The organism is Apilactobacillus kunkeei (assembly GCF_005930975.1).
In the GTDB taxonomy this organism is placed as follows: domain Bacteria; phylum Bacillota; class Bacilli; order Lactobacillales; family Lactobacillaceae; genus Apilactobacillus; species Apilactobacillus kunkeei_E.
This window is the reverse complement of sequence record NZ_VBSE01000039.1, coordinates 81,708-107,867: the sequence shown is the minus strand read 5'-3', so window position 1 is coordinate 107,867 and position 26,160 is coordinate 81,708. Positions and strand designations below refer to the sequence as shown.

The 26,160-nt window shown below is 35.8% G+C and carries 28 protein-coding genes, 1 other RNA gene and 1 other annotated feature; of the genes, 24 read left to right on the top strand and 5 right to left on the bottom strand.

The window, feature by feature from the left end:
• The first annotated feature begins 49 nt into the window (after window positions 1-49).
• The 4 genes from rplA (at window position 50) to mprF (ending at window position 4,593) form a co-directional block, all read left to right on the top strand.
• A complete protein-coding gene (gene rplA, locus FD688_RS03885; RefSeq protein WP_034531903.1) occupies window positions 50-742 on the top strand; it encodes a 50S ribosomal protein L1 in 693 nt (230 codons plus the stop codon).
• 72 nt (window positions 743-814) lie between these two features.
• Window positions 815-930, top strand: a sequence feature (ribosomal protein L10 leader region).
• Window positions 931-954: 24 nt separating this feature from the next.
• Window positions 955-1,461, top strand: a complete 507-nt coding sequence (gene rplJ, locus FD688_RS03880) for a 50S ribosomal protein L10 (RefSeq protein WP_053795195.1) — start codon at window positions 955-957, stop codon at window positions 1,459-1,461.
• 45 nt (window positions 1,462-1,506) lie between these two features.
• Window positions 1,507-1,869: a 50S ribosomal protein L7/L12 gene (gene rplL, locus FD688_RS03875; RefSeq protein ID WP_034534701.1), complete on the top strand. Its 363-nt coding sequence runs from the start codon at window positions 1,507-1,509 to the stop codon at window positions 1,867-1,869.
• A 126-nt stretch (window positions 1,870-1,995) separates the two neighbouring features.
• Window positions 1,996-4,593 carry a bifunctional lysylphosphatidylglycerol flippase/synthetase MprF gene (gene mprF, locus FD688_RS03870; protein ID WP_190242901.1) on the top strand — a complete coding sequence of 866 codons (2,598 nt, stop codon included), beginning with the start codon at window positions 1,996-1,998 and terminating at the stop codon, window positions 4,591-4,593.
• A gap of 135 nt (window positions 4,594-4,728) precedes the next feature.
• Here the strand turns inward: mprF and nrdF are convergent, their stop codons facing one another.
• The 3 genes from nrdF to FD688_RS03855 form a co-directional block, all read right to left on the bottom strand.
• A complete protein-coding gene (nrdF, locus tag FD688_RS03865) occupies window positions 4,729-5,703 on the bottom strand; it encodes a class 1b ribonucleoside-diphosphate reductase subunit beta (RefSeq protein WP_034534700.1) in 975 nt (324 codons plus the stop codon).
• Between the two features lie 21 nt (window positions 5,704-5,724).
• Window positions 5,725-7,890, bottom strand: a complete 2,166-nt coding sequence (gene nrdE, locus FD688_RS03860; RefSeq protein WP_138741866.1) for a class 1b ribonucleoside-diphosphate reductase subunit alpha — start codon at window positions 7,888-7,890, stop codon at window positions 5,725-5,727.
• Window positions 7,891-8,005: 115 nt separating this feature from the next.
• Window positions 8,006-8,233: a redoxin NrdH gene (locus tag FD688_RS03855; protein WP_138741865.1), complete on the bottom strand. Its 228-nt coding sequence runs from the start codon at window positions 8,231-8,233 to the stop codon at window positions 8,006-8,008.
• A 186-nt stretch (window positions 8,234-8,419) separates the two neighbouring features.
• Between FD688_RS03855 and FD688_RS03850 the strand changes: the two genes are divergently transcribed.
• From FD688_RS03850 to tsaD, 16 genes are all read left to right on the top strand, one after another.
• On the top strand, window positions 8,420-9,025 hold the full coding sequence (locus FD688_RS03850; protein ID WP_138741864.1) for a class I SAM-dependent methyltransferase: 606 nt from the start codon (window positions 8,420-8,422) through the stop codon (window positions 9,023-9,025).
• Window positions 9,018-9,515, top strand: a complete 498-nt coding sequence (tadA, locus tag FD688_RS03845) for a tRNA adenosine(34) deaminase TadA (protein ID WP_054449744.1) — start codon at window positions 9,018-9,020, stop codon at window positions 9,513-9,515. The genes FD688_RS03850 and tadA overlap by 8 nt, the downstream gene beginning before the upstream one ends.
• A gap of 27 nt (window positions 9,516-9,542) precedes the next feature.
• An RNA gene (gene ffs / locus FD688_RS03840) (signal recognition particle sRNA small type) lies at window positions 9,543-9,639 on the top strand.
• Between the two features lie 124 nt (window positions 9,640-9,763).
• Window positions 9,764-11,575: a DNA polymerase III subunit gamma/tau gene (gene dnaX, locus FD688_RS03835; RefSeq protein WP_138741863.1), complete on the top strand. Its 1,812-nt coding sequence runs from the start codon at window positions 9,764-9,766 to the stop codon at window positions 11,573-11,575.
• 15 nt (window positions 11,576-11,590) lie between these two features.
• Window positions 11,591-11,908, top strand: a complete 318-nt coding sequence (locus FD688_RS03830; protein ID WP_034531912.1) for a YbaB/EbfC family nucleoid-associated protein — start codon at window positions 11,591-11,593, stop codon at window positions 11,906-11,908.
• A gap of 22 nt (window positions 11,909-11,930) precedes the next feature.
• Entirely contained in the window at window positions 11,931-12,530 is a 600-nt protein-coding gene (gene recR, locus FD688_RS03825) for a recombination mediator RecR (protein ID WP_034531913.1), read from the top strand.
• 12 nt (window positions 12,531-12,542) lie between these two features.
• A complete protein-coding gene (locus FD688_RS03820; protein WP_034531914.1) occupies window positions 12,543-12,791 on the top strand; it encodes a YaaL family protein in 249 nt (82 codons plus the stop codon).
• A 108-nt stretch (window positions 12,792-12,899) separates the two neighbouring features.
• Window positions 12,900-13,544 (top strand): dTMP kinase, encoded by a 645-nt coding sequence (gene tmk / locus FD688_RS03815; RefSeq protein ID WP_138741862.1) that lies wholly within the window; start codon window positions 12,900-12,902, stop codon window positions 13,542-13,544.
• Window positions 13,545-13,558: 14 nt separating this feature from the next.
• A complete protein-coding gene (locus FD688_RS03810; RefSeq protein ID WP_138741861.1) occupies window positions 13,559-13,885 on the top strand; it encodes a cyclic-di-AMP receptor in 327 nt (108 codons plus the stop codon).
• Between the two features lie 12 nt (window positions 13,886-13,897).
• On the top strand, window positions 13,898-14,908 hold the full coding sequence (gene holB, locus FD688_RS03805) for a DNA polymerase III subunit delta' (RefSeq protein WP_138741860.1): 1,011 nt from the start codon (window positions 13,898-13,900) through the stop codon (window positions 14,906-14,908).
• A gap of 15 nt (window positions 14,909-14,923) precedes the next feature.
• On the top strand, window positions 14,924-15,259 hold the full coding sequence (locus FD688_RS03800; protein ID WP_138741859.1) for a DNA replication initiation control protein YabA: 336 nt from the start codon (window positions 14,924-14,926) through the stop codon (window positions 15,257-15,259).
• A gap of 15 nt (window positions 15,260-15,274) precedes the next feature.
• Window positions 15,275-16,153: a 16S rRNA (cytidine(1402)-2'-O)-methyltransferase gene (gene rsmI / locus FD688_RS03795; RefSeq protein ID WP_138741858.1), complete on the top strand. Its 879-nt coding sequence runs from the start codon at window positions 15,275-15,277 to the stop codon at window positions 16,151-16,153.
• Window positions 16,154-16,165: 12 nt separating this feature from the next.
• Complete coding sequence (locus FD688_RS03790) at window positions 16,166-16,924, top strand: acyl-[acyl-carrier-protein] thioesterase (protein ID WP_138741857.1); 759 nt, start codon at window positions 16,166-16,168, stop codon at window positions 16,922-16,924.
• Between the two features lie 111 nt (window positions 16,925-17,035).
• The gene (tsaB, locus tag FD688_RS03785; RefSeq protein ID WP_138741856.1) at window positions 17,036-17,764 is read left to right on the top strand and encodes a tRNA (adenosine(37)-N6)-threonylcarbamoyltransferase complex dimerization subunit type 1 TsaB; all 729 of its coding nucleotides are present in this window, start codon (window positions 17,036-17,038) and stop codon (window positions 17,762-17,764) included.
• Complete coding sequence (gene rimI, locus FD688_RS03780) at window positions 17,745-18,344, top strand: ribosomal protein S18-alanine N-acetyltransferase (RefSeq protein ID WP_138741855.1); 600 nt, start codon at window positions 17,745-17,747, stop codon at window positions 18,342-18,344. The genes tsaB and rimI overlap by 20 nt, the downstream gene beginning before the upstream one ends.
• On the top strand, window positions 18,344-19,390 hold the full coding sequence (tsaD, locus tag FD688_RS03775) for a tRNA (adenosine(37)-N6)-threonylcarbamoyltransferase complex transferase subunit TsaD (RefSeq protein ID WP_138741854.1): 1,047 nt from the start codon (window positions 18,344-18,346) through the stop codon (window positions 19,388-19,390). Before rimI ends, tsaD begins: the two co-directional genes overlap by 1 nt.
• A 34-nt stretch (window positions 19,391-19,424) precedes the next feature.
• Here the strand turns inward: tsaD and FD688_RS03770 are convergent, their stop codons facing one another.
• Complete coding sequence (locus FD688_RS03770) at window positions 19,425-21,371, bottom strand: ABC-F family ATP-binding cassette domain-containing protein (protein WP_138741853.1); 1,947 nt, start codon at window positions 21,369-21,371, stop codon at window positions 19,425-19,427.
• Window positions 21,372-21,537: 166 nt separating this feature from the next.
• Between FD688_RS03770 and FD688_RS03765 the strand changes: the two genes are divergently transcribed.
• From FD688_RS03765 to FD688_RS03750, 4 genes are all read left to right on the top strand, one after another.
• Window positions 21,538-22,173, top strand: coding sequence for a redox-sensing transcriptional repressor Rex (locus FD688_RS03765; protein WP_034532012.1), 636 nt, complete (start codon window positions 21,538-21,540; stop codon window positions 22,171-22,173).
• 171 nt (window positions 22,174-22,344) lie between these two features.
• On the top strand, window positions 22,345-22,629 hold the full coding sequence (gene groES, locus FD688_RS03760) for a co-chaperone GroES (RefSeq protein WP_138741852.1): 285 nt from the start codon (window positions 22,345-22,347) through the stop codon (window positions 22,627-22,629).
• A 33-nt stretch (window positions 22,630-22,662) separates the two neighbouring features.
• The gene (gene groL / locus FD688_RS03755) at window positions 22,663-24,276 is read left to right on the top strand and encodes a chaperonin GroEL (RefSeq protein WP_138741851.1); all 1,614 of its coding nucleotides are present in this window, start codon (window positions 22,663-22,665) and stop codon (window positions 24,274-24,276) included.
• Between the two features lie 106 nt (window positions 24,277-24,382).
• Window positions 24,383-25,480, top strand: a complete 1,098-nt coding sequence (locus FD688_RS03750; RefSeq protein ID WP_225426100.1) for a glycosyltransferase family 4 protein — start codon at window positions 24,383-24,385, stop codon at window positions 25,478-25,480.
• A gap of 18 nt (window positions 25,481-25,498) precedes the next feature.
• Here FD688_RS03750 and FD688_RS03745 read toward each other — a convergent pair whose 3' ends face one another.
• Window positions 25,499-26,149, bottom strand: coding sequence for a YigZ family protein (locus tag FD688_RS03745; RefSeq protein ID WP_138741850.1), 651 nt, complete (start codon window positions 26,147-26,149; stop codon window positions 25,499-25,501).
• Window positions 26,150-26,160: the final 11 nt, after the last annotated feature.

Genomic DNA, 26,160 nt, shown 5'->3' with positions numbered 1-26,160 from the left:
TGTGGGAGGTTTATCCGTTACAACCACAATTGCAAGGAGGAAAACACAGATGGCTCAAAAAAGAGGTAAAAAGTATCAAGATGCTTTAAAACAAGTAGACCGTAACAAGGCTTACTCAGTTGAAGAAGCTGTTGATCTTGTAAAGAAAATTGATTTTGCTAAGTTCGATTCAACTGTTGAAGTTGTATTTAACTTAAATGTTGACACTAAACAAGCTGATCAACAATTACGTGGTGCTGTTGTCTTACCAAACGGTACAGGTAAAGACCAAAAAGTTGTTGTATTTGCTAAGGGTGACAAGGCTAAGGAAGCTGAAGAAGCCGGCGCTGACTTTGTTGGTGAAGCAGACCTAGCTGAAAAAATCCAAAATGGTTGGTTAGACTTTGATGTTGCTATCGCAACACCAGACATGATGGCTCAAGTTGGTCGTCTAGGTCGTGTTCTTGGACCAAAGAACTTAATGCCAAACCCTAAGACTGGTACAGTTACTATGGATGTTAAGAAGGCCGTATCTGATTCTAAATCAGGTAAGGTTACTTACCGTACTGACCGTGACGGAAACGTTGCCGTTATCATCGGTAAGTCATCATTTGATGCTGACAAGCTAGTTGGTAACTTCAAGGCTATTGAAGACTTGATTGTTAAGAACCGTCCAGCTTCAGTTCGTGGTACTTACATCAGTAACCTATCAGTTTCAACAACCTTTGGACCTGGTGTAAAGGTTGATCTAGAATCATTCTAAAGTTAAGTAATTAATTTGGAATTTGAAAATCCCTATTGACCAAAGTTTATATATATAGTAAACTACTATTTGTTATAAAATTGATATCTACCTAAGACTTGGGTGGTACTTGTACCTTAATATCCCAACGAGGACACTTAAAACGGTTTCTCTATGTCTAGGTGGCATAGGGATTTTTTATTAAATCCCAAAAAATATTGGGAGGTGAAACAATGCCAAAGAAAGAAGTAATTGACGCTAAAGCTAAACGTGTAGAAGCTGTTACAGAACAGTTCAACAATGCTACTACTGCTATTGTTGTTAACTACCGTGGTTTAAACGTTGCTGAAGTAACTGACCTACGTAAGCAATTACGTGATGCAGGTGTTTCATTCAGTGTTATCAAGAATAACATTGCTGTACGTGCATCTAAGGAAGCAGGTTACGAAGAATTAGGTGACTTATTCAAGGGTCCTACTGCTGTAGCATTCTCTGATGAAGATCCTATCGCTCCAGCTAAGGTATTAAAGCATTTTGCTGATAACACTGAAGCTGTTGAAATCAAGGGTGGTATTCTTGAAAACAAGATTGCTACTCTACAAGAAATTGACGAATTCGCTTCATTACCAAGTCGCGACGAATCAATCTCAATCCTTGCAAGCATGTTACAATCACCTGTTCGCAAGTTTGCTATTGCTGTTAAAGCAGTTGCAGAAAAGGGCGATGGCGACGCAGCCTAAGCTCATAATATAAAATTATAACTATCCAAATTGGAGGAAATTAAAATGGCTTTTGATAAAGATAACATTATTGAACAAATTAAAGAAGCTTCAATCTCTGACCTAAACGACTTAGTTAAGGCAATTGAAGAAGAATTCGACGTAACTGCAGCAGCTGCTGTTGCTCCTGCTGCTGGTGGCGCTGATGGTGCTGCTAAGGACTCATTCACTGTAGAACTAACTTCTGCTGGTAGCCAAAAGGTTAAAGCAATCAAGGTTGTACGTGAAATCACTGGTCTTGGTCTAAAGGACTCAAAGGACTTAGTTGATGGTGCTCCTTCAGTAATTAAAGAAGATGCTAAAGAAGACGAAGCTAACGACATCAAGGCAAAACTTGAAGAAGTTGGTGCAGAAGTTACTCTTAAGTAATTTCACTTTAAAAGAACGTGTGATTTATCACACGTTCTTTTTTTGTACATATTTTGATATAAAGCCTTGTGCCGACAATTATTAATTGAGATAATAGTAGTAATAAGATTTATGGAGGAAACATAATTGAAAGCTTTATTTAAGAAATGTGGAGATTGGATCAACCGACATATGACTTTAGTAAAAGTCCTATTTGTGGTATTCGTTTTAGCTGTTGTTGTACACGTTATTTTTTCTGTTTCAAAAGAAATTAGTGGAAGACAAATGGCTGAAAGTTTTTCAAGATTATCACCAATGTCGATTGTTATCATGATAATTTTGGGATTTATCGCAGTTTCACCGATGCTGATATATGATTTTACTATCGTTGATTTTCTACCAGGTAAGTTTAAAAAGTCATATATTGTAAAGACGGGGTGGATTACCAATACATTGACTAACATCGCAGGTTTTGGTGGTGTATTAGGTGCAAGCATGCGTTCTAGTTTTTACAGCGAAAATGCAACAAAAAAACAAATATTATATGCAATATCTAAAATCGTTATTTTCTTATTAGCTGGACTATCCACTTATTGTTGGGTAGCTATTATTATGATGTTTAGTTTCGGATTCGGAACAAACAGCCATGACTGGTGGTGGTGGATTGTACTAGTTCTTGGTGGACTATACTTCCCAATTTTGTTTATCATCACAAGATTAAATGATTCTGATTATTTTAAAGATTTAACCGCTAAACTAGAAATCCAATTGATTGTTGGATCATGCTTAGAATGGTTAGGTTGTGCTGGGTTATTTATGGCGATTGGTGCATTCATGCACCAACCAATTAACCTACTTGCTGTATTCCCAGTATTCGTTGTCGCAAACGTGGTAGGGGTTGCTTCATTAGTTCCCGGGGGACTTGGAAGTTTTGAAGGAACAATGCTTGTTGGATTAATGTTCATTGGTGTTAAACCAAGTGATGCAGCGGTTTGGTTAATTTTATACCGTGCTTTTTACTACATTTTCCCAGTATTATTGGGAATTATCTTCTTAGTAATTGATGTATTCCAACGTTTCAACAACTTTTTAGACGGGATTCCAAAGTTAATTTTACAAAGATTAGCCCATATGTTTATTACTATTTTCATGTACTTTTCAGGAATCATGATGCTATTACTAGCAGTTATTCCTAACTTAGTATTAGTTAATAGATTCTATATTTCACTAGAACCATATTCATTCTATTTCTTAGATCAACTAAGTACTGTTATCGTTGCATTTCTACTAATTGGTTTTGCGCGTGGATTTGGTTCCAAGGTGAAGAAGGCGTTTTGGCCAACTGCCGTTATATTAGTAATTGCCTTATGGAACACACTTTGGAAGGAAGACTTTCCAACCAATATGGTAGTTATGTCTGTAATTTTACTTTGTTGCTTATGGTTAAGTTACAAGGTATTGTACAGACAAAAATTCACATATTCATGGGGACATGCACTAATTGATTTACTAATATTCGTCAGTGCGTTTATCGTATACCTAATCATTGGATTACTTACAAACTTTAAGTTTGCTGTGTTCCACTGGACTAACTCATATCTATTACCATCGCCACAAGTATGGTTTGCGGGTCTATTAGGATTGATTTTAGCTTTACTAATCTTAGTTCTAACTTTCCGCTTCTTATCATACTCAAAGGTTGAATGGTTAAACCAACCATTTGATGGAGATAGAGTATCTAACGTTATTAATGAATTTGGTGGAAATGAAGTAAGTCACTTAGCTTACGTTCGTGACAAGAGCATCTACTTCTATCAAGAAGATGGTAAAGACCAACTATTTTTCATGTACAAATGTCGTGCTAACAAGATTATGATCATGGGAGAACCAATCGGTAACCTTGATAAACTTGAAAATGCGATTGATAAGTTCATTGAAGATAGTGACAATATTGGTTATTCACTTGTTTTCTATGAAATTGGTGAAGAACTAACAATGTTACTTCACGAAAAAGGATTTAGTTTCACTAAGGCAGGAGAAGAGGGTCACGTGGCATTAGATACATTCTCTATTGCTGGTAAGAAGCATCGTGGTGAAAGAGCTTTGATGAATAAATTTGATCGTGATGAATACAAATTTGAGATTATTCAACCACCGTTTTCAACTTCATTCATTGATGAATTAAGAGCAGTATCTGACAACTGGTTGAAGGGTAAACCTGAAAAGGGCTTCTCCCTAGGATATTTTGATAGTTATTACCTAAACCAAGCACCAATTGCTGTAATGAAGGATAAGGACAATAAGGTTGTTGCTTTTGCCAACATTATGCCAACTGGAGACCATGAAATGACGTCAATCGATTTGATGAGGTCAAGTGAAGATGCACCATCAGGAATCATGGATGGAATTTTTATCAATTTGTTTAACTATGTAAAGGATGAAGGGTATAAGTACTTTAACCTTGGAATGGCTCCATTATCCAATGTTGGTGAATCCAGATATAGTTTTATTGATGAAAAGATTTCTAACTTAATCTATAAATATGGAACTGCGTTCTACAGTTTCCAAGGATTAAGATCTTACAAGGAAAAATATGTTAGTGAATGGACACCTAAGTACATCTCATACCGTCGTGGGAACTCATTAGTATTCACAATGCTTCAATTATTGGTATTAGTAAATGAACACGTGGATGACACACCATGTGAAAAGAAATCGATTTGGAAAAAATTATTCAAAAAATAGGCCTTTTAGCCAACTTAAATTGAATAAATAGAAATACCCGATACAGATATTAACAATTCTGTATTGGGTATTTTTTTAGGTTTGATGGAATAAAAAAAGGGGGTGAAGTAATAAAACTTCATCCTCTTTTTGTGATTATTTATTATCTTTTGGATACCAAATCTTGTAATCGTCATCTTTCATAGCTTCAACTTCACCTAGACGGTAACCATTACCGACTTGTGAGAAAAAGTCATGGTTGGCTGTTGATGTTGATATACCATTCATAACGATTGGATCAACATCTTCTGCATTATCAGGGAATAGTGGATCTTGACCTAAGTTCATAAGTGCTTTGTTAGCATTGTATCTGATGAACTTCAATACGTCGTCAGTCCAACCAACTTGATCATATAGAATGTGAGTATACTTTTCTTCGTTTTCGTATAAGTCATACAAGAAGTTGTACATCCAGTCTTTTAGGTCTTGTTGTTCGTTTTCACCTAATTGGTTGAAACCAAGTTGGAACTTGTAACCAATGTAAGTTCCGTGGACAGATTCGTCACGAAGAATTAATTTAATAATTTCAGCAACATTGGGTAGTTTGTTGTGACCTAGGTACCATAGTGGGGTGTAGAAACCAGAGTAGAATAAGAAAGTTTCTAGGAACACACTTGAAATCTTTTTCTTCAATGGGTTGGAATCATCATGATATAAGTCGTAAATCTTTTTAGCTTTGTTTTGAAGGAATTCTTCCGAATCACTCCAATCAAAAATTTCTGAGATTTCGTCAGGAGTGTTTAAAGTAGAAAAGATTGATGAGTAACTCTTAGCATGGACAGATTCCATGAATTGAATATTGTTTAAAACAGCAGTTTCGTGTTGTGTTGCAACATCTTTTCTAAGTGCGGCCATACCGTCTTGTGATTGTAATGTATCAAGTAAAGTTAGACCACCAAAGACATGACCAACTAGCCATTTGTGATCGTCATCTAACGTTCTCCAATCAGCTAAATCGTTAGATAAAGGGATTCTAGTATCTAACCAGAATTGTTCGGTTAGTTTTTCCCATGTCGCTTTATCAATTTGGTCGCTTACAGCATTCCAGTTGATAGCTTTGTAATTATCCATTGTATAAATTCTCCTAACTAATTAGATTGAACAACTTTCACATTCGTTAACACCGACTTCTTGGTTATCATCAGTGAATGTTCTGACATAGTATAGTGACTTAATGCCTTTAGCGTGAGCGTAGTTACGTAGGATAGTTAAATCACGAGTAGTCATTTTATCGGTTCTACCGTCTTTCCATTCGTATAGACCTTCAGGAATTGTTGAACGCATGAATAGTGTAAGACTCATGCTTTGATCAACATGCTTTTGAGCAGCGGCATAAGTATCAATAACTCTTCTCATATCAATGTCATAAGCTGACTTGTAGTACTTAAGAGTTTCATTTGATAGGTATGGAGCTGGGTAGTAAATCTTACCAGTTTTTGATTCATATCTTTCTTCAATACGACTGATGATAGGGTGCAAACTAGCAGTTGAATCATTAATGTATGAGATTGAACCGTTTGGTGCAACAGCCATTCTGTTTTGGTGGTATAAACCATCTTTCATAACAGCTTGTTTTAGTTCTTCCCAATCACTTTGATTTGGAACAAAAATGCCATTGAATAGTTCTTTTACGCGGTCAGATTTTGGTCCCCAGTCTTCAGTAGTGTATCTATCGAAGTATGAACCATCAGCATATTTGCTCTTGTCAAAATTATGGAAAGTTTCATTTCTTTCAGCAGCAATTTTGTTTGATGAAACTAAAGTCCAGTAGTTTAATAGCATGAAGTAAACACCAGTGAATTCGATTGCTTCATCAGAACCGTATTCAATTTGGTTTTTAGCTAAGAAACTGTGAAGACCCATTCCACCAAGTCCAATACTGTGTGATAGGGCGTTACCACGTTGGATTGATGGAACAACATCGATGTCTGAATGATCAGTAACGAAAGTTAAGGCACGAACCATTGTGTCAACTGACTTACCAAAATCATGGCTAGCCATTAAGTTAACGATATTAGTTGAACCTAAGTTACATGATACATCTGTACCAAGTTTTTCGTAGTGTTGTTTGTTATCAACAGTAGATGGTTCTTGTACTTGCATGATTTCTGAACATAGGTTACTCATAACAATTTTACCGTCAATAGGGTTTTCCTTGTTAACAGTATCGATGTTAATGATGTAAGGATAACCTGATTCTTGTTGTAATTTACTAATTTCAGTTTCTAATTCACGAGCGTTAATCTTAGTCTTCTTGATTTCATCGTTTGCGACCATGTTGTCGTATTCTTTGGTGATATCAACGTATGAGAATGGAACGCCGTAAATTCTTTCAACATCGTATGGACTGAAAAGGTACATTTCATCATCATTTTGTGCAAGTTCATAGAATTTGTCAGGAACAGTAACGGCAAGTGAAAGTGTCTTAACACGAATCTTTTCATCTGCATTTTCCTTCTTAGCTGAAAGGAATGAAATGATATCTGGATGGAATACATTTAAGTATACTGCACCCGCACCTTGTCTTTGTCCTAGTTGGTTTGAGTATGAAAAACTGTCTTCTAGAAGTTTCATGACTGGAACAACACCAGAAGCAGCACCTTCGATATGTTTGATTGGATCACCAGCAGCACGTAGGTTAGAAAGGTTAATTCCAACACCACCACCAATACGTGATAGTTGTAGAGCTGAGTTAATAGTTCTACCAATTGTGTTCATATCGTCGGTAGGTTGAATTAAGAAACATGATACAAATTCACCACGACGTTTTCTTCCGGCATTTAGGAAAGAAGGGGTGGCTGGTTGGTATCTTTGGTGAACAATTTCATCTGCTAAGTTCATAGCAAGTTCTTCATCACCATCAGCAAAGTATAGTGCATTGATAGCAACACGATCAATGAATTGTTCTAGGTAGTAGTTACCATCATCAGTTTTTAGGGCATATTGAGCATAGAATTTATATGCAGCCATAAAAGATTTGAACTTAAAATTTTGACTTTCCAAGTAGTCGTAGATTTTTTCAATAAATGAAAAGTCATATTTGTTGATGAATTCTTCTTCAAGGTAGTCATTATCGATTAAAAAATCGAACTTTTCTTTTAGAGAACCAAATTTCTTTAAGTTAGGTTCAACGTTTTCTTTGATGAAGGCTTCAAGAGCTTCTTTATCTTTATTTAATTGAATCTTATCATCCTTAGGGATGTTAATTTCATTGTTTAGGTCGTAATATGTTACGTCCTTCAAATCTTTCAACGACATGCTTAAACCACTCTTTCGTTAGTAAAATTAAACTTGAGAAAAAATAAGGCGAGACCATTAGTGGTTTCGCCAAAAACAACTTTTTATATTATAATGAATAATACGTAATTTGAAATTAAGATAGTTGGCTTAATTGATCTGGTCTAAATCCGGAAATTGAGTCAATACCATCTGCTTCTACAACTGGTAGTGACATGAAACCTTTTGATTTTAGGTATGAAACATATTCGGGTTCTTCGTTAATGTTTCTTTCAATAAAATCAATATCGTGTTCGCTTAAAAAGCGCTTAGTCATCTTGCATTGCATGCAATTATTCTTTGAGTATACGGTTACTTGTGCCATGGTATTGCTCCCTTTCTTTTGACGAAATATGTAAGATATTTCCCTTTAATTTATATATAAAAGTTTACACCAGAACAGAAAAAAATCAAATAAAAAACACCATATTTAGTGGTCGAAATGTTCCTAATCTACTAGATACAGTGTCTTAGCGAATTTTAAAAATTTTTTACGAGGATCTGATTTGAAATGAACGAATTTTATTATACACCTAATCCACATGTTGTACACGAACTTCATACATGGAATTTTGATTTATTAAACAACACATTAACCTTTACCACTGATAACGGGGTTTTCTCAAAAAGAACTGTTGATTTTGGTTCAAAAACTTTAGTAGAAAATGTTAATTTTGATAAAATTCCTGATGGAAATGTCCTAGACCTAGGTTGTGGATATGGACCAATGGCAATCGCGTTAGCCAAGCATTATCATGATAGAACATTTGAAATGGTAGACGTTAATAATTTAGCACTAGAATTAGCTGTAAAGAATGCGGAACAAAATCATGTCTCAAATGTTTTGATTCATAATTCTAATGTTTATGAAAATGTCACAGATAAGTTTGCTGCAATTATTACCAACCCGCCAGTAAGAGCAGGAAAGGATATTGTTGATGGTATGATTTCAGGTGCTATTAATCATTTATTGCCAAATGGAACACTAACTGTGGTATTACAAAAGAAACAAGGTGCGCCATCTGCGAAGAAGTTAATGCAATCATTATTTGGTAATTGTGAAATTATCAAGAAGAACAAAGGTTACTATATATTGGAAAGTGTATTTAATGGATAAGACAAAAGAGTACTATATGAAAGAAGCTTTATTTGAAGCAAAGAAAGCATACATGATAAATGAGGTTCCGATTGGAGCAATTGTCGTTAAAGATGGTGATATTATTGGTAGAGGACATAATCTCCGTGAGTTAAGCAATAATGCATTAGATCATGCCGAAGTCGTTGCCATTGATGAAGCATGTCGTCGCTTGCATAGTTGGCGCTTGGAAGACTGTGACCTATATGTAACTATTGAGCCGTGTTTAATGTGTGCTGGAGCAATCATCAATTCTAGAATTAAGAATGTTTACTATGGTGCTAACGATATTAAGGCCGGTGCTGCCGAAAGCCTATATCATGTTTTAGAAGATAGTCGTTTAAATCATCAGGTTAATGTTTTAGGTGGTTTGTTGGCTGATAATGCTAGGAAATTAATGAAGTCTTTTTTTAAAGAAGCACGCAAAAGAAGTAAAGAAGCTAAGAAAAAGAGAAATAAGCTTGAAAAATAATCCTGAATAAGTTAATATAATTATTGCCGTAAGGCCTTGAAGCAAAGTTGTGTTTACGAACCGTGTCAGATCCGAGAGGAAGCAGCACTAAGTATTCTACGCTTGTGCTTCTTGTTTTTTATACAAACAAACTCCTAGTCAAATGCTGGCTAGGAGATTTTTTTATCTATGATGCAAAAACGATAATGGAATAATTATTGAATAGAATATATAATGTAGTTAACTAGTTTTTTGAAAGGAAGTTTTCCATGAGTTACCAAGCTTTATACCGTGTATGGAGACCGCAACGTTTTGACGATGTGATTGGTCAAGATGTTATTACCACCACATTGAAAAATGCGATTGTCACCAATCAATTGAGTCATGCTTATTTATTTGCAGGTCCTAGGGGAACTGGAAAAACTTCCGCTGCGAAAATTTTGGCAAAGGCAATTAACTGTCCAAACCAAAAAGATGGGGAACCTTGCAACGAATGTGAAATTTGTGAAAGTATTACAAACGGAACGCTAAATGATGTTATTGAAATTGATGCGGCCTCTAATAATGGAGTTGAAGAAATTAGAGATGTCAGAGATAAGGCCAAATATGCCCCTACTCAGGCAACTTATAAAGTGTACATTATTGATGAAGTTCATATGTTATCAACAGGAGCTTTCAATGCATTACTGAAGACATTAGAAGAACCACCCGCACATGTTATTTTTATTTTAGCAACAACGGAACCACAAAAAATTCCGGCTACAATCATTTCACGTGTTCAACGTTTTGATTTTAAACGTATCACCGCAAATGATATCTTAGGCAGAATGGAATTCATTTTAAATGATAAAAAAATTGATTATGATGACAAGGCACTAAAGGTAATCGCCAAAGCCGCAGAAGGTGGAATGCGTGATGCCTTAAGTATCTTAGATCAAGTATTGTCATTTGGATTTGATAAGGTAACTTACGAAAATGCATTGCAAGTAACTGGTAGTGTAACCAAGTCATTACTATCAAAGTACCTAACCAATGTTGTGAACCATGATGTTAAGGATGCATTATCGGATGTCAGACAAATGCTAGAATCTGGTAAAGATGCGGCAAGATTTGTCGAAGACCTAATCAAGTACTGCCAAGACATCTTGTTATACCAACAATCACCTGAAATGGTTGAAGAATCAGAACTAGGTGTGATTGATGAGGAGTTCAAGCAACTAACATCAATTGTGGATGCTCAAAGAGTCTATCGTATGATTGTTGATTTAAACGACATTCAAAATCAAATGAGATACACAATGCATCCAGACGTTTATCTAGATGTATTGACCGTTAAGTTATCTACTGATAACCAACAAGTAGCTAGTCCAGCGCCAGCACAATCACAACCAGATTTGCAACCTTCAAGTGCTTCAAACGTTGATAACCAAATGGTTCAACAATTGAAGGATAAAGTTGCTAGTTTACAAAAACAAGTCGAAGAACTAATCAAGAATGGTGTCGCTACTAACAACGGCGGTAATGCTGCTAGTGAGCCAGCTAGAAGACCAGCTGCTAAAAAACCATCAGGTAGTTCAAGCAACGCTAGGGTTAACCTAACCAAGATTTATCCGGTCTTGGACAACGCCACTCGTCAAGATTTGACCAATATTCAAAATATTTGGGATGAACTATTGAGCGGACTAGACGTCACCAAGCGTGCATTGATGAATGTTTCTAAACCAGTTGCTGCCAGTCATGATGGTGTGGTTGTTTCATTCGAATATCCATTCCTATTCCAAAAGGCAAGTACTGATGAAGAACTACAAGACGCCTTGGGTAATGGATTGGACCGTATTTTGAGCTACGTTCCAGACTTTGTCTTTATCCCGGCTGAACAATGGCCTGAAATAAGAAAGGGTTACATCGTTGCCCAAAAGAATAGTGGTAAAGACGTTAGAGAAGAATCTGAAAATTCAAGTGTTGAAAATTCAGACCAAAACGATGATAATAATAATGAAAAACAAGACAATGAACCCAAAATAGTTAAACAAGCAACACAACTTTTTGGTGAAGATATAATAGATGTAAAAGATGATTAAGGAGCTGTTATAGTTATGATGAACGGAATGAACATGGGAAAGATGATGAAACAAGTTAAGCAACTACAAAAACAAATGGGTGCTGAACAAGAACAAATCAACAACACTGAATTTGTTGGAAAAGCCCCTGAAGATATGGTAGTTGTTACTTTCTCAGGTGACCGCAAGATGAAAGACATGAAGATTAAACCAGAAGCATTGGATCCAGAAGACCCAGATATGACTTCAGATTTAGTAATCAGTGCCGTAAACGATGCGCTTGCACAAATTGAAAAGACTACACAAGATTCAATGGGTAAGTACACTAAAGGAATGGGAATTCCAGGAATGTAATTTAAATTAAAGAAGGTTAATTATGCAATATCCTGAACCAATTGCCAAGCTGATTGACAGTTTTATGCGTCTACCAGGAATCGGCCATAAGACAGCTATTAGACTTGCATATTTCGTTGTTGACATGAACAAAGATGACGTCGCAAAGTTCTCTTCAGCATTGAAGGAAACCAAGGACAAGTTGATGTATTGTTCAATTTGCGGAAATTTAACTGATGAAGATCCATGTGTTATTTGTCGAGACAAGACAAGGGATCAATCAACTGTTTTGGTTGTTGAACAGCCAAGAGACATCATGGTAATGGAAAAAATGAAAGATTATCATGGCTTATATCATGTATTAAATGGTGTCTTATCTCCAATTGAGGGAAAGGGACCAGAAGATTTAAATATTAAAAGCCTAATTAAACGTTTGCAAAGTGACGAAGCAATTAAAGAAATTATTATTGCAACGAACGCTACTCCTGAAGGGGAAGCAACAGCAATGTATTTATCACGTTTAGTTAAGCCAGCCGGAATTAAAGTAACTAGATTAGCACATGGCTTATCAGTTGGTAGTGATATCGAATATGCTGATGAAATGACGCTTTCTAGAGCTGTTTCTGGTCGAACTGAAATGTAGGAGTGAATACTGATGTTAGGATTTTCAAGATTTTCACACAACGTAGGAAAACAATATGATGAATTTCTATTGGATTCTATCGATCGTGCTAAATACCAATGGGATCAGGCTACTGAAACCCAAGAAGCAATTTATGAAGTTGATGGTGAAATTGTTGCCCAAACTCGTTTAGCTCGTGAAAAATATTTATTTTTATATCGAGAAGCAAGAGAAAGAAAAGTTTCCAACAACCGTATTCAATCTTCTGTTATTGATTACTAAAGGTGTCTTTATTCTTTGGAATAAGACACTTTTTCTTTGTTGTTCATTTGTTGAAACTAATAAATTAAAGTACAATGAGATAGAAAGATGAAAGTAGGGGTATAGTATATGGCTGGAAAATTTATCACATTTGAAGGTACGGATGGAGCTGGTAAAACAACCATTCTGAACATGGTATTAGATTATTTAAAGGAAGAAATGGGCGACAAATTAGTTACCAGTAGAGAACCTGGTGGTAATCCAATTGCCGAAAGTATCCGTGAAGTAATTCTAGACCGTAAAAATGTTGATATGGATAAGCGAACCGAAGCATTATTATATGCTGCGGCTCGTCGCCAAAATATTGAACAAACAGTGAAGCCAGCGATTGCTGATAATAAGTTAGTTATCTGTGATCGTTACCTTGATAGCTCGATTGCATATCAAGGAGGGGGTAGAGAAATTGGAGAAGATAAAATTAATGAAATGAACCAATTCGCTACAGAAGGCTTTCTACCAGACCTTACTATCTATTTTAATCTTCCAGTAGAAGAAGGATTAAAGCGTATTGCTAAGAATAGGGCAGATGAAGAGGTCGACAGATTGGATGTTGAAACAATTGACTTCCATAACCGAGTTCATGCAGCTTATCAACGTTTAGCAAAGGCTAATCCAAAACGTATCAAATCAGTTGATGCTACACAATCAATTGATGCTGTATACAAAAATGTTTTAGAAATTTTGCAACCATATTTAAAGGAATTTAAAAAATAGGGACGTGATTTTGAATGAAACTTTTAATTGTAATTGTGCAAAATAAAGATACTAACAAGCTACAAAATGCTTTTGCTAAGAATAATGTTCATCAAACTAAACTATCAACTACCGGTGGTTTTCTAAAGTCAGGAAATACTACTTTTATGATTGGGATTGAAGATGACCGTGTTAATGATGTTTTAGATATCATTAAGAAGGTTTCAAGTAAGCGTGAACAATATATGACACCTCCAGTTAATTTGGATGGTGGAGTTTCAGATTCATCATATCCGGTTAAAATTGAAGTAGGTGGCGCTACCGTAATGGAAATGCCAATGGATAATTTTTATCGATTCTAATGGGGGAAGAAAATGACCGAAAACCAAGTGATTGCAGAGACTGAGAAAAAGCAAAAGCCACTGATGAACAAATTTTTACAAGTGGTGAACAATCACGAATTATCCCATTCTTACCTATTTAACGGTGAAGAGGGTGTCGGAAAGTTATCATTAGCATTATTTATAACAATGAGAATGTTTTGTAAAAATGTTTCCGAAGATTCAATGCCTTGTGGACATTGTAATGAATGTCGTAGAATCGCAGAACAACAACATCCTGATGTTGTAATCATTAAACCAGATGGATTGAGTATCAAGGTTGATCAAATAAGATACCTAAAATCTGAATTTTCTAAAAGTGGTTTGGAAGGTAATCAGAAATTCTTCATCGTTTGTGATGCTGAAAAGATGACTACTGGAGCAGCCAATAGTTTATTAAAGTTTATTGAAGAACCTGGTGCTAATATAGTTTCGTTTCTACTAACTACCAATAAGAATTTAATATTACCGACCATTATCTCTAGAACCCAGGTGGTCGATTTAAATCCGTTAAATACTAATGATTTTAATGATGAATTGGCCAAACTAGGAGTAATTCCCAGTCAGTTTAAAATCATTAAAAGATTGACTAACCAAATGTCGACTGTCAAAGAATGGCAGGAGGATGAATGGTTAACCAAGATTATTTCTGCAATTAGTCAGTGGTTTAGTATGCTGGTACAAAGAGATAAAACATCATTTGTTTTGATACAAAGTAATATCATGCCGTTAGTTAGTGATAATAGTAAACGCCAAGTAGTAATTGATATGTTGCTATCAATATTTGAAGATGTTTTAGATGCAAAGTATACTGGAAGTAAGAATTATAATTTTCCAAAACAGGCCCAAAATGTTGAACAGCTGAGCGAAAGTATCAATGAGGCCAAGCTAATTCAAATTATGGAAGTAATCTTAAACTGTAACAACCAAATGGCAGTAAATGTTAGTTTCCAAAATATATTAGAGGCTACTACATTAAAAATTATGAAAATAATAAATAGTTAAACGGGGTGAAATTGTTTGGAGAAACGTGAATTGTATGATGGAATCAAGGATTTAGAATCACAAACTGAATTAATGTTAAGCCAATTTTCTGAAGTTCGAAAAGCATTAACAGAAGTAATGGAAGAAAATGCAGAACTAAGAATTGAAAACCAACATTTACATGATTTCATCAATGAACAAAAAGAAAATGTGGAAAACGATAACAAGAAGAACAGACCACGTTCTTCTAAATCTCGTGAAAACTTGGAACACTTATTTAACGAAGGGTTCCATGTCTGCATCGAGTTTTACGGATCTCATCGTGAAAACGATGAAAGCTGTATTTTCTGTAATGAAATCTTAAATCGTTAATCTGGAGGAGTCCAAGTGCAAGAACAACATAGCTTTACCACTAATCAAGATAAAGGAATATTATATCTAGTTCCCACACCAATTGGTAACCTAGATGACATGACGTTTCGAGCAATTAAGACACTTAAAGAAGTGGACTTAATTGCCGCTGAAAACCCAAGTCATACTCAACAATTGTTAAATCATTTTGAAATTGATACTAAGAAAATCAGTTTTAGAGAAGATAACAAAGACTACCGTATTGATGAATTGGTACAATATTTAAATGATGGTCAAAATGTTGCCCAAGTCAGTGACGCTGGGATGCCGTCAATTAGTGATCCGGGTCAAGAACTAGTGAAAGCGTGTGTTGATAATAGTATTAATGTTGTTCCACTTCCTGGAGCAAATGCGGGATTAACAGCGCTAATTGCTTCTGGCTTAACTCCGCAACCATTTTATTTCTTTGGATTTTTAAATCGAAAAAATAGTGACCAAATTAACGAACTAGAGGAACTTAACCAACATAGTGAAACTTTGATTTTCTATGAAGCTCCTCATCGTTTAAACAAGACTCTTAAGAATATGCAAAAGGTATTCGGTGCCGACCGTCAGGCGGTATTGTGCAGGGAGCTAACCAAAAAGTTTGAAGAATTCGATCGTGGTAGTATTTCTGAATTAATCGAATGGACCGAATCAAATCAAGTTCGTGGTGAATTCGTGGTGATTGTTGATGGTAATAAAAACGCCACTCAAGAAAGTCAGGAACAAGATGAGTTGGCTGGATTATCCATTCAAGAGCAAGTTGACTTGTTTATTGGAAAGGGAATGAAGACCAATGCAGCAATCAAAGAGGTTGCCAAGTTACACAAAGTAAAAAAGCAAGAGATATATAATATCTATCACGAAATCTAGGAGTGAATAATAATGGAAAACCAACCAACTGTTTTTAGTGAAAAACATAGAGTTACCTACTATGAAGCTGATTTTACCCGTCGTATGACCATTGCGATGATGCTAGATGTAATTATATTAGCATCAGAAGATCATAGTGATAAACTTGGTGTTGGAGCTGAATTTGTCCGTCAGTTCGGAGTTACTTGGGTTGTTATTCAATACGATGTGCATATTAACCGCATGCCAGTGGTTGATGAAAATATCACTATTAATACCAAGTCAAAGTCATACAACAAGTATTTTGCTTACCGTGAATTCACTATCGAAAGTGAATCTGGTGAAGTATTAATGCACATGACTGGTTTATGGGCAGCAATGAACTACAAGGAAAGAAAGATTGCTTCTATTCCAAAGGAAACAGTGGAACCGTTTGGTGCTGAAAAGGTTAACCAAGTTCCTAAAATGCCTAAACCACAAAAGGTTCAATATGACGAAGAAACTAAACAAAGTTTCCGTGTAAGATATACAGATATTGATTCAAACCAACATGTAAACAATGCTCATTATATGGATTGGATGGTTAACGTCTTACCTGCCGACTTCCTAACCAACCATACACCAACTCATTTCTTATTGAGATACGAAAATGAAGTTAAATATGGATCAACCGTAGAAAGTTATTACGACATGGAAGAACAAGAAGATGGTTCAATTCTAACTAAGCATGAAATTATGAGTAACGACAGTCACTCTGCAATTGCCAACATTACTTGGCGCAAAAATGATTAAATATTTTTAGGTGTGTTCATTTTTATTATGGAGACACCTATTTTTTTGTTATAATTTGGTTTAGAATTATTACGTATATTAATAAAGTTATTAGGGAGACGGAAAAACAGGATGAAAGTATTGTCTTTAGATACATCCAATCGACAACTAACTGTTGCTATTTTGGATGATGATCAAATATTAGCGACAGAAACAACTACTGTTCATCAAAAGCATGCGGAATATTTACTTCCAATTATTGATGAATTGATGACAAAGGTGGATTTAACACCATCTGATTTACAGAGAGTTGTTGTGGCTGACGGTCCAGGTTCATACACTGGAATTAGAATCGCGACTGCCACAGCTAAAACCTTGGCATACACCTTAGGAATTGAATTAGTGGGTGTATCAAGTCTGCAGACATTAGCACTAAACATTAAGCAAGAGGGCACACTTGTAATGCCAATTTTTGATGCTAGAAACAATAACGTCTTTTCTGGACTTTATGAAATTAAAAATGGTGTTCCAGAAAATGTGTTGAAAGACTGTCATACTGACTTTGATAAATGGTTAGATAGAATTGATAACGAAGATAAGACAGTATATGCAGTTGGTACTGACGCATCACATTTTGAAGATGCATTGAAAAATAAGTTTGGTGACAAAATTATTTTTACTGATAATTTTGATAACCTGCCTCAAGCAGCTAGGTTAGGTTTATATGGACAGACCTTATCACCTGTTGAAGACATTCATACATTTGTACCAAGATATTTACGTTTAACTAAAGCTGAAGCAGATTGGAAACAAAATCATCCCGGGGAAGAAGTTACTTCATATGTTGAAAAAGTTAATTAATTGGTATCAGAAAAAATTTGTTAATACCGAGCACCTAATGAAAAAGGAACACTTAAATATCAAAAACCACATCGTAAAGATTAACGGCGACAAATTTTATTTGGCGAAGGCAATGGTTACTGATATTCCAGAAATGGTTAATCTTGAACGTGACGTCTATGATGGTAAGGCACCATGGACTGATGAAGCGTTCTTACCTGAACTAAAACCACGATTGGATCGCTTTTATTTACTATTACGTCAAAAAGATGAGTTAGTAGCTTTTATTGGTAGTTCTTTAAATGATAAGGAAGGTGACTGCCATATCTCAAATGTTGCTGTAAAACCTGAATACCAAGAACGTGGCTTAGGTTACTTTTTAATCGCTAAGATTATCAAGAAGGCCCGTCAGCTGAAATATAAGACGGTTTCTTTGGAAGTTAGAATCAGTAACATGAAAGCTCAAAGATTATATTCAGACTTAGGATTCAAACAAGTCGGTGTGAAAAAGGGATACTACGACGGTGACCATGAGGATGCCGTTGATATGGTTTTAGATTTAAGTCTATACGAAACTATTCCAAATAACTTTGGAATTTAATGAAACGAGGTTTTTTTGTGCAACCACATATAATTATGTCTTTCGAATCTAGTTGTGATGAAACTAGTGTGGCCATTATCGAAGATGGTGAAAAAATATTATCAAACGTTGTTGCAACTCAAATCAATAGTCACAAGCGATTTGGTGGGGTTGTTCCAGAGGTCGCAAGTAGACATCATATTGAACAAATCACGATTTGTGTTGAAGATGCAATGAAACAGGCCAATGTTTCATACGATGACATTGACGCAATTGCTGTGACCTATGGTCCCGGGCTAGTTGGGGCACTATTAATTGGAGTTACTGCTGCTAAGACAATTGCATGGGCTCATAACATCCCATTAATTCCGGTTAACCATATTGCAGGACACATCTTAGCTAGTCGTTTTGTTGCCAAGATTAACTATCCGGCATTAGCATTGGTTGTTTCCGGTGGTCATACTGAATTGGTCCTAATGAAAGAAGAGGGCGACTTCAAGATTATCGGTGAAACTAGGGATGACGCTGCCGGTGAAGCATACGACAAGGTTGGTCGAGTATTGGGAATTAACTACCCAGCTGGACCTAAGGTTGATGCAATGGCTGCTGAAGGTAAAGATACCTTTAACTTCCCACGTGCGATGGAAAAAGAAGATAACTTCGACTTTTCATTTAGTGGATTAAAGAGCGCGTTTCTAAACACCACTCACCATGCAGATCAAATTCATGAAGAATTGGATAAGAACGATTTAGCAGCTAGTTTCCAAAGCGCAGTCGTTGATGTTTTAGTTGATAAGACCACTAGAGCATTACAAGAATATCCAGTTTCTCAATTGATTTTGGCTGGTGGAGTTGCTGCTAATAAGGGTCTTCGTAGTGCTTTAGAAGAAAAAATTGATAAGATTGATACAACTGAATTAATTAAGGTGCCAAACAAACTTTGTGGTGATAACGCCGCAATGATTGGTGCAGCCGGATATGTGATGGCAAAGAAGAATGTCTTTGCTGGCGTTGATTTAAATGCTGACCCAAGTTTGGAGTTTGACCTTTTAGAAGATGAAGAATAAAAAAGATGAATCCTTTTGGATTCATCTTTTTTGTTTATTCAAGTTCCATCATTGCGTTTTCCCAATCGGTTTCAATCTTTTCAATCTTAGAGTTGATATCGGTTAGTTTAGCTTGCAAATTATTCAACTTTTCAATGTCATTTAAGTTTTCTGGTTTAACCATTTCTGCTTCAATGGCTAATTTATCTTTTTGGGAAGCATCTAGTTGTTCTTCTAAATCTTCAACTTGACGTTTAAGTTTTCTTTGCTTCTTTTGTAACTCTTTGTTAGCAATGAACTCTTTTTGATTTTGTGACTTTGGCTTGGAGTCTTCAACCTCTTCGGCCTTAGCTTGTTCTTCTTTTTTGTGTTCCTCAATGGCCGCTTGTTCTTCCTTCTTTTCAACGTAGTAGTTATAGTTACCAAGGAATAATTCACTACCATCAGGGGATAGTTCGACAATTTGAGTAGCCAACTTATTTATGAAGTATCTATCATGAGATACAAACAAAATGGTTCCATCGAAATTGATCAATGCGTTTTCTAGCACTTCTCTACTATCGATATCCAAATGGTTTGTAGGTTCATCTAGGATTAAGAAGTTATCGTGATTCATGGACAGCTTAGTCAAAACCAGGCGGGCCTTTTCACCACCGGAAAGGTTACCAACCACTTTTTCAACGTCTTCACCAGAGAACAAGAAGCTACCTAAAATCGAACGAATGCGTTGTTCAGGATAAGTAGGGTAGTCGTCCCAGATTTCATTTAAGACAGTCTTGTCAGGATGTAGGTTATCTTGGTGTTGGTCGTAGTAACCGATTTGGACGCCGGTACCACGTTCGATTTCACCAGATTGTAATGGTAATTGTTTCATGATGGTCTTTAGCAATGTTGATTTACCGATTCCGTTTGGTCCAATCAATGCGACAGCTTGATTACGTTTAACATCAATGTTGATGTTTTTAGATAGAAGTTGATTATCATATCCAATTGCTGCATCACGAACGTTTAAAACGATGTTTCCACTTTGTTTTTCAGGAGTAAATGAAAGACGGGCGGATTTATCGTCACGAGTTGGTGCCGCAATTTTTTCCATCTTTTCCAATTGAGTTCTTCTTGATTGAGCTCGCTTGGTAGTTGATGCACGAACAATGTTTTTATCAACGAACTCCTGCATCTCTTTGATTTTCTTTTGCTGTTTTTCATATTCTTTTAATTGATGTTGGTAATTAATTTTCTTTTGCTCAACATAGCTAGAATAGTTTCCAACATAATGGGTCATGTGACCTTGTGAAAGATCGTAAACTTGATCAACAATCTTATCCATGAAGAAACGATCATGGGAAATGATTAGAAGGGCACCATGATATCCCTTTAGATAATCTTCCAACCAACTGATTGTCTTGACATCAATATGGTTAGTAGGTTCGTCCAGAATTAATAGATCTTTTTTTTGTAGCAAAAGTTTAGCCATTGCTAGTTGGGTTTGCTGACCACCAGACAGTTCACTAATCTTGTGATCGTACATATCCTCGCCGAATCCAAATCCGTTTAGAACGGCTTTGATTTCTGCTTGATAAGAAAAACCGTTTTTAGAGGTAAATTCAGCTTGAAGTTGATCGTAAGTTTGTGAAACTTCGGCTAGTTTTTCAGGATCCGAATTGACGTTTGGATCAGCCATTTTGTTCTCGTATTCGTGAATTTTATTTTCTAAAGCGATTAAATCAGCAAAGACGTTAGTCATTTCTTCAATGATGGTGGCATCAGAAGTTAGACCAGTATTTTGGGCTAAGTATCCAATTGTGATACCTTTTTTGGTGGTGACTTCACCTTCGTCGATCGGTTCATCACCCAAAATCATTTTTACTAAGGTTGACTTACCAGCACCGTTTCTACCAACTAATGCCACCTTGCTGTTTTCTTCGATACTCAAATTAACGCTTGTGAAAAGATCTTGCCCACCAAATCGTTTAGTCATTTTATTTGCTTGTAAAATAATCATAAAATTCACCTCCTAATTTTCTTGTTTTATCAATAATAATGACTATTTTAGCATATTATGCCCAATAAATTAAAATGTTCAATTCTTTTTAGTAGATGATAATATTTTCACAAACTTTATTTTTATGATAGAATACATAAATGTTATGAAAGATTCGGGAGGGAACATTTTGGATATTAAAATTCCTAGGGCAACGGCTAAAAGATTGCCTATGTATTATCGATATCTTAGCGGTTTACACGATGCAAAAATAAAAAGAATATCTTCTAGTACTTTTGCTGAAGCTGTTCAAGTTGATTCAGCAACCATTAGAAGAGATTTATCTTATTTTGGAGCTCTTGGAAAACGTGGATATGGATACGAAGTTGATAATTTATTAGACTTCTTCAAGAAGATTTTAAATCAAGATCACTTAACAAATGTTGCATTAGTCGGTTTAGGTAATTTAGGTCAAGCCTTACTACACTTTAATTTTCACAAAGATAGTAACGTAAGAATCTCGGCTGCCTTTGATATTCATGACGACATGATTAACACTGTTCAAAGTGGTGTACCAGTATATGATGTTAAGGACTTGCAAGAACAATTAAGAGATCAACAAATTGAAGTAGTTATTTTTACTGTTCCAGCAACGGTAGTCCAAGACCTATGTGACGAAGCTGTAAAGGGTGGAGCTAAGGGTATCATGAACTTTACTTCAAAACGTTTATCAGTTCCCAAAAATGTTAGAGTACAAAACGTTGATTTAACTAACGAATTACAAACTTTAATTTACTTCATTGAACACTATGAAGGAGAATAAGCAAGATGAGCCATTGGCCCATCTTTTTTTGTAGAATTATATCGTTTACCAAAGTTAAATTCTTGCATATAAAACTAAAAAATAATATATTATTTATAGTGATTAGCACTTATAATAAATGACTGCTAATACTGATAAAAGAGATTAAAAAACAAAGTGAGGTCAAGCAAAATGTTAAAACCATTAGGTGATCGTGTAATTATTGAAGCACAAGAAGCTAAAGAAGAAACAGTTGGAGGCATTGTGTTAGCTAATAATGCTAAAGAAAAGCCACAAACTGGTAAAGTTGTTGCCGTAGGAAACGGTAGAGTTTTAGACAATGGCCAAACTGTTGCACCAGAAGTTAAAAAGGGTGACGAAGTTGTTTACGACAAGTACGCAGGTACTTCAGTAGATTACGATGGCCAAAAATATTTAGTGCTAAAAGAAAGCGATATTTTAGCAGTAGTTGAATAATAGAAAAAATGAATTTATTAATGAGGTGAAAAAATGGCTAAGGAAGTTAAATTCTCAGAAGACGCAAGACGTTCAATGCTAAGAGGTGTTGATAAACTTGCAAATACTGTAAAAACTACATTAGGACCAAAGGGTAGAAATGTTGTTGTTGAACAATCAACAGGAACACCAAACATTACTAATGATGGTGTTACAATTGCTAAGTCAATTGAACTACCAAATCATTTTGAAAACATGGGTGCCAAGTTAGTATCAGAAGTTGCATCAAAGACTGATGATATTGCTGGTGATGGTACCACTACTGCAACTGTATTAACTCAAGCAATTGTAAATGAAGGAATGAAGAATGTTACTGCCGGTGCTAACCCTGTTGGGGTTCGCCGTGGTATCGAAAAGGCGACTGAAGTAGCTGTTGAAAAGCTACACAAGATGTCAAAAGAAATTAAGAGCAAGAACGACATTGCTCAAATTGCTTCAATTTCAGCTGCTAACCCAGAAGTTGGAGAATTAATTGCTGACGCAATGGAAAAGGTTGGAAACGATGGTGTTATTACTGTTGAAGATTCACGTGGTGTCAATACAACTATGGACGTTGTAGAAGGTATGCAATTTGATCGTGGTTACATGTCACAATACATGGTTACTGATAATGACAAGATGCAAGCAGATTTAGACAATCCATACATTTTAGTTACTGATAAGAAGATCAACAATATTCAAGAAATTTTACCAGTGCTACAATCAGTTGTTGAACAAGGTCGTTCACTTCTAATCATCGCTGATGATATTGGTGGTGAAGCATTACCAACATTGGTATTAAACAAGATGCGTGGTACTTTCAATGTTGTCGCTGTTAAGGCTCCTGGATTTGGTGACCGTCGTAAGGCTCAACTACAAGATATTTCAGTTCTTACAGGAGCTACTTTAGTTACTGATGACTTAGGATTAAACCTAAAGGACGTAACCATTGATCAATTAGGTCAAGCTAACAAGGTTAACGTTACCAAGGACGATACTACAATCGTTCAAGGTGCTGGTGACAAGGATCAACTTGCTGCACGTGTTGCAGAAATCAAGAACCAACTAGAAACTACTACATCTGAATTCGACAAAGAAAAACTACGTGAACGTTTAGCTAAGTTAGCCGGTGGTGTTGCTGTTATCCGTGTTGGTGCAGCTACTGAAACTGAACTAAAAGAACGTAAATACAGAATTGAAGATGCATTGAATTCAACTAGAGCCGCTGTTGAGGAAGGTTTTGTTCCAGGTGGTGGAACTGCATTCATCAACATCTTAAAGGATTTAGAAGAAATTCCTGCTGAAGGTGATGAAAAGACCGGTGTAAACATTGTTTTACGTGCTCTAGAAGCTCCAGTTAGACAAATTGCCCACAATGCCGGAATCGATGGTTCAATCGTTGTTGAACATCTAAAGGGTAAGGAAATGGGTATTGGTTTCAATGCCGCTACTGGTGAATACGAAGATATGGTTAAAGCTGGGGTTGTTGACCCAACCAAGGTATCAAGATCGGCTCTTCAAAACGCCGCTTCTGTTTCTGCATTATTATTAACGACTGAAGCTGTGGTTGCTAACTTACCAGAAGAAAAGAAAGATCCAATGAACCCTTCAATGGGACCAATGATGTAATAAAAAAAGGATTTCTTTGGGAATCCTTTTTTTGTTTAACCTTGTTTTTAATCTGTTACATTTGTATAATTTATTAATAGTATTATAAAACGAAAGGATAACGATTATGCTAAAATTCGAAATTATCGTTTCTCTTTTCGCGACAATGTTAATTTCTGCTGTTGTAACGCCGTTTATTAGAAAGTTAGCATTTCGCTGGGGAGCTATCGATAGTCCAAATAAGCGAAGAATGAATAAAATTCCAATGCCAACATTAGGAGGATTGGCAATCTTTGTGTCATACACAATTGCCACAATGTTTTTATTAAGGTCACAAATGCCAACACATCAACTTTATGGTATGTTTGCAGGACAAGTGGTTATCATTATTACAGGGGTAATCGATGACATCATTGTATTAAAACCTCGTCAAAAGGTATTTGGGATTAGTTTAGCAGCAATCATTGTCTTTTTCTTCGGTAATATTCAAATGAGTAATGTATCCTTACCGTTTATTGGAACATTTAGTTTAGGATGGTTAAGTTTGCCGATTACTCTAATTTGGATTTTAGCAATAACCAATGCCGTTAACTTAATTGACGGTTTGGATGGATTAGCAACTGGTGTCGCAGTTATTGCTTTGACCACCATGGGAATTACCGGGTTCTTTTTCCTAAACGTTGGAAACGTCTATGTTTCAATTATGATTTTTGCATTAGTTGCAGCTTGTTTAGGATTTTTACCTTACAACTTCTTCCCAGCTAGAATCTATTTAGGTGATACTGGTTCGTTGTTCATCGGATTCATGATTTCAATTTTCTCATTGAACGGATTGAAAAATGCAACATTTATTACGGTAATTATTCCAGTAATTATCTTGGGTGTGCCAATCACCGATACAATTTACGCAATCCTACGTAGGATGTTGAATAAACAACCAATTATGCATGCGGACAAACGACATTTACATCATCGTTTGATGCAAATTGGTTTGACTCATCGTCAAACCGTATTGGTAATTTATGGAATTGCTTTGATTTTCTCATTCATTTCATTGCTATATCCAATTTCAACTATTTGGGGGTCCATTTTACTAACGATTGCAACGCTAATAGGTTTAGAGCTATTTGTTGAATCAATTGGTTTAGCGGGTAAGGATAGACAACCATTACTAAACGCAATTAAAAAAGTCGTTAAAGAAAACACAAGTAAAGATAATCATTAAAAAAGAATGACCATTTGGTCATTCTTTTTTGTATGGATCATAATCAACTTCAAAGTATTTTTCATCGCCATCGTGCATTTCAACGCGACCATTTAGTAAATCAATCACGTTTTGCTTAAATGATTCAACCTTTGGATTATCAATGGCAACAATTACTGATACCTTGTCAGTATATTGAGTATCGATGATGTTAATGCCGTTTTCCTCTAGATGATAATTTAATTGATCAAATAGGTTATAGGCAACTTCGATGGTTATTTCTGTTTGTAAAATCTTTTTGACGATTCCAACATGTTCGATTGCTTTGGTGGTAGCATTGCTATATGCACGAATCAAGCCACCAGCACCCAATTTAATTCCACCAAAGTATCTAGTGACAACAGCAGCAGTGTTGTGGACTCCGATGTTTTTTAATGCCTCTAGAATTGGCACACCGGCAGTTCCAGATGGCTCACCATTATCGCTAGCCCGCTGAATGGAGTCGTCTTGGCCAATTAAATAGGCATGGCAGTTATGAGTGGCTTTTTTATGTTCTTCTTTAACACTATTAACAAAAGCAATCGCTTCTTCTTCGTTAGATACTCTAGCAATTGAACAAATAAATTGTGATTTTTTGATATCAATCTCGTTGACACCATTTTCTTTAATTGTGAGATAATCTTTTTCCATTTAGATGTTTT